The following is a 10331-nucleotide window of genomic DNA, read 5'->3' on the forward strand; positions in this document are numbered from 1 at the left end:
TCCGGTACCGCGGCGCCGGCTAGTCAGCCCGACCACTCGGGCTATGCCGCGATCCGCTCAGTCCTGCGCATCCGCCCGTTCCGGCGGCTCTGGATCGTGCTCGGCGCCGCCTCCTTCGGTGACTGGTTCGGCCTGCTCGCCACCTCGGTCTTCGCCGCCTCCCAGGTGGAGGGGGACACCGCCAAGGGCGCGGCCTTCGGCACGGTCATCGCGATCCGGCTGCTGCCGGCGCTGGTCCTCGGGCCGATCGCCGGTGTCTTCGCCGACCGGTTCGACCGCCGCTGGACGATGGTCATCTGCGACGTGCTGCGGTTCCTGCTCTTCGCCTCGATTCCGCTGGTCGCCGTCCTGGGCGCGAGTGGCGCGGTGGTGGTCGGGTGGGCCACGATCGCCACGTTCCTGATCGAGTCGATCACCCTGCTCTGGATTCCGGCCAAGGAGGCCGCGGTCCCGAACCTGATCCCGCGGGCCCGGCTCGAAGCGGCGAACCAGCTCTCGCTGATCACCACGTACGGCCTCACCCCGGTCATCGCGGCGACCGTCCTCGCCGCGCTGGACGGCGTGGTCCGGGCCGCCACCGGTGGTGCCGCTCCGGATTGGGCCGAGCCGGCCCAGCTCGCGCTCTGGTTCAACGCGCTCTCCCGGCTGGCCACCGCCGTGGTGGTCGCGTACGGCATCCGGGAGATCAGCCAGGGCCCCGCCGCCGAGCGGGACCAGACCGAGCAGAGCATGCTGCGCCAGTTCAAGGACGGCTGGCGGTTCATCGGCCAGACCCCGCTGGTCCGGGGTCTGGTGCTGGGCATCTTCGGCGCTTTCGCCGGCGGTGGCATCGTGATCGGCACGGCCCGCTTCTTCGCCAACTCGCTCGGTGCCGGTGACGCCGCCTTCTACCTACTGTTCGGAGCCATCTTCATCGGCCTGTCGATCGGCATCGGGCTCGGCCCGATGATCGTCAAGGAGATGTCCCGGCGGCGCTGGTTCGGCATGAGCATCGTGCTCGCCAGCGCCGCGGTGATGACCCTGGCCTTCGCCATCCACCTCTCCATGGCGATGGTCGGTGCGGTCCTGGTCGGCGCGGGCGCCGGCATGGCCTTCCTCGCCGGCACCACCCTGCTCGGTGGTGAGATCGCCGACGAGGTGCGGGGGCGGGTCTTCGCGGTGGTGCAGATCGGTACTCGGCTGGTGCTGATCCTGGCCATCGCGTTGAGCAGCCTGCTCGCCGGGGTTGGTGGCTCCCGCCGCTTCGAAATCGTCAACCTGGGCATCTCGATCTCGTCCACCCGGCTGCTGCTGCTCGCCGCGGGGTTGGCGGGCATCTTCGCTGGAATCAGCGCGTTCGGGCAGATGGACGACAAGAAGGGCGTTCCCGTCCTGGCCGACCTGTGGGGTTCGATACGTGGGCGACCGCTGACGCCAGCCGAGCCGTTCGCCTCCGCCGGGCTGCTCGTGGTCTTCGAGGGGGGCGAGGGAGCCGGCAAGTCCACCCAGCTCGCCCTGCTCGCCGACCGGCTGCGGGACCAGGGGCGGGACGTGGTGGTCACCCGCGAGCCCGGCGCCACCGGAGTCGGCGAACGAATCCGGTCCCTGCTGCTCGGCCAGCCGGGTTCCGACGTGCCCTCCCCCCGCGCCGAGGCGCTGCTCTACGCCGCCGACCGGGCTCACCACGTGGCCACCGTGGTGCGGCCGGCGCTGCGCCGGGGCGCCGTCGTGGCCAGCGACCGTTACATCGACTCATCCCTGGCCTACCAGGGCGCGGGGCGGACACTCCCCGTTGACGAGGTCTCCTGGCTCTCCTCCTGGGCCACCGGCGGGCTCAAGCCCGACCTGGTGGTACTCCTGGACATTGATCCGCGTGCCGGGCTGTCCCGGGTGGCGGCCCGGAGTGGGGCCCCCGACCACCTGGAGGCCGAGTCGGTCAGCTTCCACGAACGGGTCCGGTACGCGTTCCTCGACCTCGCCGCCGCCGACCCGAAGCGCTACCTGGTGCTGGACGCCGCCCGGTCAACCGACGAGATCGCCGGCGAGGTGGCTCGGCGGGTCGGCGCGCTGCTCGGCGCTCAGGCCGGCGGGCCGCACCCACCGGCGGCGGGCGGGCCGGCAGCGAGTGGTGGGCCGGCGGCGAACGCACCCGCGGCGGGCGGGCCGGCAGCGAGTGGTGGGCCGGCGGCGAACGCACCCGCGGCGGGCGGGCCGCATCCGCCGGCGGAGAGTGGGCCGGACACCGCGGTCCACTCCGAGTTATCCGACCCGAAGCTGGTGACGATGGAGCGTCGGCGCTGATGCCAGACGTCTTCGCCGACCTGGTCGGCCAGGACGAGGCGGTGGACGTGCTGCGGCGGGCCGCAGTGGACGCCGCCGCCGTGCTCCGTGCCGGGCTGCCCGGCCTGGCGGCGCAGACCGACTCGGCTGACCCGCCGCCCACCTCCGGTAGCGACCCGGCGCAGGTCGGTGCGACCGAGCCGGCGGAGCGCGAACCGGGGGCGGGGATGACGCACGCCTGGATTTTCACCGGGCCGCCCGGGTCGGGCCGGTCGGTCGCCGCGCGAGCCCTCGCCGCGGCCCTCCAGTGCGGGGACGGCAGCGGATGCGGCACCTGCCCCGGCTGCCACACCACGATGGCCGGCACGCACGCCGATGTCCGGCTGGTGGTACCGGAGGGGCTCTCCATCGGCGTCACCGAGATGCGCGCCCTGGTACTTCGCGCCGCCAGCACCCCCTCCGGCGGGCGGTGGCAGGTGGTGGTCATCGAGGACGCGGACCGCCTCACCGAGGCTGCCGGCAACGCCCTGTTGAAGGCGGTGGAGGAGCCACCCCCGCGAACGGTCTTCCTGCTCTGCGCGCCGTCGGTCCACCCCGACGACATCTCGGTGACCATCCGGTCGCGTTGCCGGGTCGTACCCCTGCGGCAGCCCGCACCGGCGGCGGTCGCCGAGGTGCTCGTTCGGCGGGACAGCGTCGAGCCCGCGGTGGCGAGCTGGGCGGCTGCCGCGGCCCAGGGGCACGTCGGGCGGGCCCGGCGGCTGGCCCGTGACCCGCAGGCGCGTACCCGCCGGGAAGCGGTGCTCGCGGTGCCCCGCCAGCTCACCGGGGTGGGCGCGGCGATCGATGCTGCCGCCGCCCTGATCGGAGCCGCCGAGGCGGAGGCCGCGGCGTTGGTGGCGGACACCGACGCGGCCGAGCGGGCCGCCTTGGAGACGGCCCTCGGCGCGGGCGGCACCGGACGGCGGGCGGCCAGCGCGTTCCGGGGCGCCGCCGGGCAGGTCAAGGAGCTGGAGCGGCGGCAGAAGTCCCGGGCCACCCGGGCGCAGCGGGACGCCCTGGATCGGGCACTGGTGGACCTCGCCGGCTTCTATCGGGACGCGCTGACGATGGCGCTGGGCGCCCCGGTCGAACCGGTGCACACCGACACCGCCCCGGTCGCCGAGGCGGGGGCACGCAGGTGGGACGCCGACGGCGCGCTGCGTCGCCTGGAGGCGGTCCTGGCCTGCCGGGCCGCGATCGAGGCGAACGTCAAGCCCCGGATCGCCGTCGAGGCGATGATGCTTGCCCTCTGGAAGGGCTGACCAGACCGCCTGTTGCCCCACTGGCGGGGCAGTTCCGCGGCATCGACACACTCCACTTCGGTGCGGTACGGTCCCGGTGCCGAAGTAACGCGGGGGCGACGCTGAGTTATTCCAGTGTGGGAGGACGCCGATGCCGCGGGGGGAGATCGACGAAACCTGGATCGAGGAGGCGGTGCGGCGCTACCGCCGGATCGAGTCCCTGCAGTCCGAGTTCGACCAGGCGGTGACGACGGTCGAGGTCACGGTCCGTTCGCCGGACGGGCTGGTCGAGGTGGCGGTCACCGCGGCGGGGCGAATCACCGGCGTGCGGTTCCTCGGCACGTTGCAGAACCGCCGGCCCGGCGACGTCGCCGGGTCCGTGCAGGCGGCGGTGGCCGCCGCAGCCGACGCCGCGCAGTGGGCGCGGGAAAAGCTACACAACGAGACCTTCGCCGCCTACCGTCCGCTCACGGGGGCGTGAATGGAGACGTTGCGCTCCCTCGCCGGGCGGCTGGAGGCGGCGAGCGACACGCTGACCGACCTCTCCTACGCTGCGCCGGCCACCGATCCGCCGGGAGTCGCCTTCGGCGGCGATGCGGTGGGACGCCCCGGCGAGATCGGCCGGGCCCTGCACCGGCAGTGGACGGCCGCCACCGGTGATCGTGCCCGCGAGGCTCACCTGGCCGCCCAGCGGCTGGCCGCGGTGGCAACCGCCGTCCGGTCCGCCGCCGACAACTACGTCGAGACCGACCAGGACGCGAGTTGGCAGTTCCTGGGGGAGAGGTGATGGACCCACTGGACCGACTCGCCGAGCCCGGCCTTGACCTGCTGCGTCGGGTCGACGCCCTGCTCGCCACCGGCGCCCCGGAGGGGCACCGGGTCTGGCCGTTGCTGCGCCGCATGCAGGTGCTCCCCGGTGCGGCGGTGCGCAGCTTCCTGGAGTTATCCGCCGCGGCCTTCGCCGATGCCGGTCGGTCGGTGCGGCAGCTGGTCCGGGGGTATGACGAGGCCTCCGCCGCGCTCACCGAACCGGTGCGCTGGTCCGGCGCCGCCGCGACCGCCTTCGGGGAGTACCGGGCCGCGCTGCTGCGCCACCTCGACGATGGGCCGGAGAGCCTGGTGGGGCGGTTGGAGTCGACCGCCGGCTATGCCGATGCCGTGGCCGAATGGATCGAGGGCAGTCGGCGTACGCTCGCCCTGACCCTGGCCGACGCCTTGGGCTCGGCCGAGGCGGTGGCCGTGGTCGCCGCGACGTCGGCGCCCGCTGCGGCCCCGACGCCCGCTGCGGCCCCGGCGCTGGTCGCGGTGTCGGTGCCACATCCCGCGGCGGAGGTAGGGGCGGCCGAGATCGCCGCGCGGGTGCTGGCGGTGCTCTCCGCCGCCTACGACGGGGCGGAGACACTTCTGCGGCACTGGGGGCCCAACCTGGCCGAGTCCCCCTGGCGGGCGCCGGTCATCGGGACGCCCCGCTACGACACCCCGACCCACGTCGGATGGTGAGCACCCGTGCGCCGGCCGAGAGTAGTGGCCCAGGACGGGCCCGACAGCGACGTAGGGTGAGGGGTATGGGCATGCTCTGCGCGGTCAGTTTCCACCGGTACGGGCGCCTGTACTACCTCGATCCCGGCGAGTTTCGGCCCCAGGTCGGCGACAAGGTGCTGGTCCCCACCGACGAGGGGCCCGAGGTGGCCGAGTGCGTCTGGGCCGCCCAGTGGACCTCCGACGACACGGAGGGGTTCCCCCGCCTGGCCGGGCTGGCCCAGGCGGAGGATCTGCGCCGCGACGAGCTGCTGCGCCGGCGCAGAGCCGAGGCGAAGGTCGCGGCGAAACGACTGATCCGGGAGCACGATCTGCCGATGAAGGTGGTCGCCGTGGACCACGTGCGCGGTGCGACGGAGGGCGGCGAGCGAAGCACGATCTACTTCACCGCCCCGCACCGGGTGGACTTCCGGGCGCTGGTCCGGGATCTTGGCGCGACCCTGCACTGCCGGGTCGAGCTGCGTCAGCTCTCCGCCCGGGACTCGGCCCGGGTGCAGGGCGGCATCGGCTCCTGCGGGCGGGACCTGTGCTGCGCCACCTTCCTCAACGACTTCGAGCCGGTGACCATCCGGATGGCCAAGGACCAGGACCTGCCCCTCAACCCGCTGCGCATCTCCGGCGCGTGCGGCCGGCTGATGTGCTGCCTGAAGTTCGAGCATCCGCTCTACTCCGGCAGCGGTGCCTACCCCGCCTCGGGCCAGCGGGTCGAGACACCAGCGGGTACAGCGAAGGTCGTGTCCCGGCATCCACCGAGCGAGACGGTCACCGTCCGGCAGATCGCCGACGGGTCCACTCGGCGGTGCGCGCTCTCCGACGTCTGCGGATCGCGCCAGGCCTACGAGTCGCGCGACCGCGGCTGAGCGCCACGCGGCGCGACTACGACCGCGGCTGGAATCGGCTGCAACTACGGCTGCCCCCGTGAGCGGCGGCCGGTGGTTCAGCGGAGGGTCACCGGGGTTTCGGCCAGGCGGGGCTCCAGTGGGGTCCGCGGGACCAGCCACGACGATTCGGCCGACTGGTCGGGGTTGACCTGCCAGTGGCGGCCCACCCGATCCACCCCGATCGGGTAGATCGTCAACGTCCCGTCCGGGGCGATGCGCATGCGGACGAAACCCTTCGAGTCCTCGATCCCCTGCCCGGCGAAGAGCTCATTGCCGTTGACCCCGAAGGCGCTGGCGACCAGGAGGTACGCCGCCACCAACTGGCTGGCCACCAGCCCGCCCACCGAGCCGAAGAAGACAACCGCGGCGACCACCGACAACGGCCACGGCCAGTCGTGGAACGGCAGCGCCAGCCACACCCAGGTGCCGGCGGCCGCCAATCCCAGGTGAGCCAGGCCGTGCCCCAGACCGAGCAGCCAGTGCCGGAGGCGTCGCTGCACGGCACCGGGCGCCTCGGCGAAGAGGACCGTCGCGGTCAGGGTCACCAGCAGCATCGCCACCAACGGAACGCTGAACAGCCGAAGCTGGGTGCCGTTGTGGTTCGTGTAGACGCCGACCATCGACAGGATCAGCAGCGTGTAGAAGGCGCCGAGCAGCGTGGTGAAGCCCGGGTTGCGCCACGGCAGCCGCAGGAAAATGCCCCAGGCGTACCGCCGGGACTGCGCCGCCTCCGGGTAGCATCCCGCCAGCTCGTAGGAGTGCGGGGCGCTGGCCCGCCGCGCCCGCGTCTCCTTCGGCGGGACCTCGATGCGCTGGGGCAACAGGTGCGTCGGATAGAGGTACGCGCCGCCGCCGCCGCAGGTGATCAGCTGGCGGCCCGGCCCCACGTAACGGGCATAGTGGTGGTGGTCGCCGGAGATGAGCAGGCGTACCTGGGCCCCGGTCGGCGCGACGACGGTGCGGATGAAGTAGTCGATCGAGTCGTACGCCGAGGGGTCTTTCGTGGTGGCCTTGACCCAGGTCGGCATCGGGACGGCCAGGATCACCCGGCTCTGCGGCCCCAGCCGCTCCGCCACCGATTCGAAGTAGCTGAGCTGCGGGTCGTCCAGGTATGAGCCGGACTGGTCGTCCAGGCCGAACAACCACCAGTCCGCCGGCAACTCCACCGCGAAGTACGACCGGGTCTGCGCGGTGTTCCAGCCACCGAAGTGCCGGTCCCGGGACCGGACGAAGAGGCGCAGGAACGCGGTGAGGCCGTCGTACCAGTCGTGGTTGCCGGGGATCGCGAAGAGCGTCGGCTGGTCGGGTGGGGTGACCGGCAGCGCCGCCTGGTACGGGCCCTTGCACCGGTCCTCATACGTGTCGAAGGCCGCCGACGGGTAGACCTGATCACCCCCCAGCACCAGCACCTGCGCCCGGGGCAGCCGGTGCCCGTCCACCGTCAGCTCCCGCTGGGCCAGCAGGTAGGCCACCGAGTACGTGGCGTCGAAGCCGTCACCCAGGTCGGCGACGTAGTCCAGCCAGAGCCCACCGTCCGGCCCGACCTGCCGGGTCACCGTCGCGTCGAAGGTGTGCTGTAGCTCCCGTTTGTCCAGGTAGGCGCCGAACAGCAGCGCCAGCAGCGTCCGGATTCCGGTGCTGATCAGCAGGAGCGGCGCCAGCCACGGCACCGGCTTGCGTGGGGTGAAGCCCAGCTCCAGCGGGTCGGTGCTGCGGGGGCGGTGCGCCGGCTCGCCGCCGGCCGCCTCGCTGGCGTGTGGGCCGGCAGGTGGTGACGCGGGTGCCGGGCCCGTATCGCCCTGGCCGCCATTGCCGTTCGACCCGTGCGGGGTGGGGTGCTGGTCCGGGAAACCAGCAGCGTGGTCGTCCCTCATCTGCCGCAGCGTAGTGCGGTCGGCTCGCCGGCGCTGTCTGGAGAATGTCGGTTTCGGCGGTCCGAATCGGGAAGGTGCCGCTCTCGGCCCCGCGGACGCGGTGGGGGATCCCATCGGCGGGTCCGGCCGGGTGGCGTACACTTGCTGATCGTTGCCGCCTTAGCTCAGTCGGCTAGAGCGACGCACTCGTAATGCGTAGGTCGACGGTTCGATTCCGTCAGGCGGCTCGGGACAACGAAGGGCCTGGTCACACCGCTGACCAGGCCCTTCGCCATGTCTGGGATCGAGTCATAGTGATCAAATGCATCGTATGATCACTATCTGAGGACAAATCTGAGGACACAGCTACCCAGCGCTCTTCCGAGCCCGATGCTCGGCAAGATCGGACACGGGGCGGAATAACGCCGCCTCCGCTGCCTCCGCGGCGCGTCTTGCCTGACCGAGACTCGGTGCCGCATACCGACGGGCGGTCCGAATGTCTCGCCAGCCCATGGCCTGCTGGACGGCGGAGATGTCTAGCCCGGAGTCCAGCAGCATGGTTGCTGCTGTGTGCCGAGCCACGTGCGACCCGGCGCGCGGCAGTCCGGCCTCGGCGAGGATCCGGTACCAGTCGGCCAGGTCGGCGCGAGGGTCGATAGGTCGCCCGTTGGGCTGGCAGAACACCAACCCTTCGTCCTTGTACTCCCTGCCCAAGCTCTCTTTGAGTGTGCTCTGCCGCCGCGCGTGCTCGCGGAGCGCCGCGAGAGTCGTTGGCAGCACCACTAGGTCGGTGGCCACCTCGTCGTCGTCGGAGGCCAACCACGTCTTCGGCCGGGTCAGCCTCAGTCCTCCGTTTCTGCGTTGGGGACACCGGGCGGCATGCCGGGTGCATCCGGGCGGGCAAGGCTTCGGGCATGGGCGGTGATGCCGAGGGCATCGGTCACCCGGTGTCCGCTCTGGACATCGGAACGGCTGCTGATAGCAGCGTTGCGGGTCGGTGCACCCGTGCGCCCAGCTCGGCTGGCAATTTTCGCGTCGGCAAAACTGAGCTGCGCATTTCATCGGGTCTGGGCAACCGTGTTGCCACTTTAGCCGCTGCAACTGCCAGTCCTTCGCAATCGCGCCCGCGTCCAGGTCAACGCACGGCCACGTAAGCCCCAACGCTTCGCCTTGTCGGGGGCCGATTGAGAGGCCGACTTTCCACCGCAACGCGGTCGGCCGCCGTTCGATCGCAGTAATGAGGCAGCGGGCCTGCTCGAAGCGAGACGGCCGCTATCGCTTACGGCGGCGGCGCCGCCGCAGCCACAGTCCTGGGTAGCTGTTCCTGGATCCCGGTGGTCGGGCAGACGATCTGTGGTGCGCTCGGCGCCGCGCTGGGTCTAAACTCTGCGTACTTTCTTGGCATACTGGCGGGAAGTGCGGCAAGTACTACATCTACTTCGGAGCGCCGCTCCCGACGTGGGCGCCCGCTCCGGGCGGACAGACAATAGGGGACAAGGGCTGCTACTGAGGGTGGTCCGCACCACTGAGAGGAGCGCGAGATGGGACGACTGAACCGCATTGCCAAGATCCTCATGACGGCCGGTGGTACCCTAACGCTCGCCTCTATAGCTATAAACGGAGCTAGGGTTTCCCTGCTGCCCCTTGTGCCACTCGGAGTAGCCATTATCGGTGGTATTCTCATCTTTGTCGATGGGGAATTGAAAGAGCGGCGGGAGCGATAGGAATCTCCTACCAGGCGGGGAACCGGCCGGGGCTATGCAAGGGAACCGCCTAGCCCCGGCCCTTCTCTGACTGCTACTCGGCACGGGGTGAGGGCCTTCTTCACGGCCCCACCTTCCTGACCTGAACGGGCGAGCCCGGCTCACCCGTTTCTACTCGGTGCGGCTGTCGTAGAGCGGCAGCAGGCAGCGGTCCGGGACGAATGTAGTCATAGCGACCTCCAGCATTGAGGGGTTTACCTTGCGATTCGTGGTGCTCGGCGTAGGTCATAGGTGAGTAGCCCGGCGTACGCCTCCGCCCAGGGCCAGCACCGCCGTGGGGTGCCGCACACCGGGCAGCGACCCTCGACCTGCCGGTGCTCAGCCAGGTCCCGCCACCACCGGCGGACGGTCACGTCGCCGGGACTCACCGCCTACTCCCGGCGCGCTGCGGGGGCGCCCAGTTGCCCTGACCTACCGAGGTCAGGTAGTCGTAGGCGGTGTCGGTGGGCGGGCACGGCCACCCGGATCGGCAGATCGGGCACCGGTCCACCCGCGGCCAGTGCTCGGTGATGATCCGCCGGGCGGACAGGATCATCCGGTTACGTAGCTGCACCGTCGACAGGCTGCCGGAGCGCGGCCGGGCGTGGGTGGCCATCACCGGCGGTTCGCCCGCTGCCGGGCGAGCGGGGTCATCAGGGGCCGGCGGTCGAAGATGACCGTCGGCTGGTTGTGCAGCGGGGAGTAGGCGCCGGCCCGCGCCGCGTACCGGGTGGCGGGGCCGACTGCGTCCAGCCGTGCGGGCCGGCGGCGGCG

At 71.7% G+C, this 10331-nt stretch carries 10 protein-coding genes and 1 tRNA gene; 7 read left to right on the plus strand and 4 right to left on the minus strand.

Annotated elements, in window-relative coordinates; translation table 11 throughout:
* The first annotated feature begins 96 nt into the window (after nucleotides 1–96).
* The 6 genes from tmk to T398_RS13850 all read left to right on the plus strand — a co-directional run bounded on the left by tmk (nucleotide 97) and on the right by T398_RS13850 (nucleotide 5941).
* A complete protein-coding gene (gene tmk / locus T398_RS13825; RefSeq protein WP_496447192.1) occupies nucleotides 97–2280 on the plus strand; it encodes a dTMP kinase in 2184 nt (727 codons plus the stop codon).
* A complete protein-coding gene (locus tag T398_RS13830) occupies nucleotides 2280–3563 on the plus strand; it encodes a DNA polymerase III subunit delta' (protein WP_496447194.1) in 1284 nt (427 codons plus the stop codon). The genes tmk and T398_RS13830 overlap by 1 nt, the downstream gene beginning before the upstream one ends.
* 130 nt (nucleotides 3564–3693) lie before the next feature.
* Entirely contained in the window at nucleotides 3694–4023 is a 330-nt protein-coding gene (locus T398_RS13835) for a YbaB/EbfC family nucleoid-associated protein (protein WP_018727563.1), read from the plus strand.
* Nucleotides 4024–4329, plus strand: a complete 306-nt coding sequence (locus T398_RS13840; protein ID WP_496447196.1) for a hypothetical protein — start codon at nucleotides 4024–4026, stop codon at nucleotides 4327–4329.
* Nucleotides 4329–5042 (plus strand): hypothetical protein, encoded by a 714-nt coding sequence (locus T398_RS13845; protein ID WP_496447198.1) that lies wholly within the window; start codon nucleotides 4329–4331, stop codon nucleotides 5040–5042. Before T398_RS13840 ends, T398_RS13845 begins: the two co-directional genes overlap by 1 nt.
* A 65-nt stretch (nucleotides 5043–5107) precedes the next feature.
* Complete coding sequence (locus T398_RS13850) at nucleotides 5108–5941, plus strand: PSP1 domain-containing protein (protein ID WP_496447200.1); 834 nt, start codon at nucleotides 5108–5110, stop codon at nucleotides 5939–5941.
* Nucleotides 5942–6018: 77 nt separating this feature from the next.
* Here T398_RS13850 and T398_RS13855 read toward each other — a convergent pair whose 3' ends face one another.
* Entirely contained in the window at nucleotides 6019–7836 is a 1818-nt protein-coding gene (locus tag T398_RS13855) for a metallophosphoesterase family protein (RefSeq protein WP_496447202.1), read from the minus strand.
* A gap of 153 nt (nucleotides 7837–7989) precedes the next feature.
* Here T398_RS13855 and T398_RS13860 point away from each other — a divergent pair.
* Nucleotides 7990–8063, plus strand: a tRNA-Thr gene (locus tag T398_RS13860).
* Nucleotides 8064–8181: 118 nt separating this feature from the next.
* Here the strand turns inward: T398_RS13860 and T398_RS13865 are convergent.
* From T398_RS13865 to T398_RS13875, 3 genes are all read right to left on the minus strand, one after another.
* Nucleotides 8182–8634, minus strand: a complete 453-nt coding sequence (locus T398_RS13865) for a tyrosine-type recombinase/integrase (RefSeq protein WP_496447204.1) — start codon at nucleotides 8632–8634, stop codon at nucleotides 8182–8184.
* Nucleotides 8635–9772: 1138 nt separating this feature from the next.
* Complete coding sequence (locus T398_RS13870; RefSeq protein WP_496447205.1) at nucleotides 9773–9946, minus strand: hypothetical protein; 174 nt, start codon at nucleotides 9944–9946, stop codon at nucleotides 9773–9775.
* On the minus strand, nucleotides 9943–10173 hold the full coding sequence (locus T398_RS13875; RefSeq protein ID WP_496447226.1) for a hypothetical protein: 231 nt from the start codon (nucleotides 10171–10173) through the stop codon (nucleotides 9943–9945). The genes T398_RS13870 and T398_RS13875 overlap by 4 nt, the downstream gene beginning before the upstream one ends.
* Nucleotides 10174–10331: the final 158 nt, after the last annotated feature.

This window comes from Salinispora goodfellowii (assembly GCF_059570675.1).

Excerpts from the sequence above, each read along its gene's own strand:
- T398_RS13830 (WP_496447194.1), top strand. The coding sequence starts at position 2,280 with ATGCCAGACGTCTTCGCCGACCTGGTCGGCCAGGACGAGGCGGTGGAC.
- T398_RS13835 (WP_018727563.1), top strand. The coding sequence starts at position 3,694 with ATGCCGCGGGGGGAGATCGACGAAACCTGGATCGAGGAGGCGGTGCGG.
- T398_RS13840 (WP_496447196.1), top strand. The coding sequence starts at position 4,024 with ATGGAGACGTTGCGCTCCCTCGCCGGGCGGCTGGAGGCGGCGAGCGAC.
- T398_RS13845 (WP_496447198.1), top strand. The coding sequence starts at position 4,329 with ATGGACCCACTGGACCGACTCGCCGAGCCCGGCCTTGACCTGCTGCGT.
- T398_RS13850 (WP_496447200.1), top strand. The coding sequence starts at position 5,108 with ATGGGCATGCTCTGCGCGGTCAGTTTCCACCGGTACGGGCGCCTGTAC.
- T398_RS13855 (WP_496447202.1), bottom strand. The coding sequence starts at position 7,836 with ATGAGGGACGACCACGCTGCTGGTTTCCCGGACCAGCACCCCACCCCG.
- T398_RS13875 (WP_496447226.1), bottom strand. The coding sequence starts at position 10,173 with ATGGCCACCCACGCCCGGCCGCGCTCCGGCAGCCTGTCGACGGTGCAG.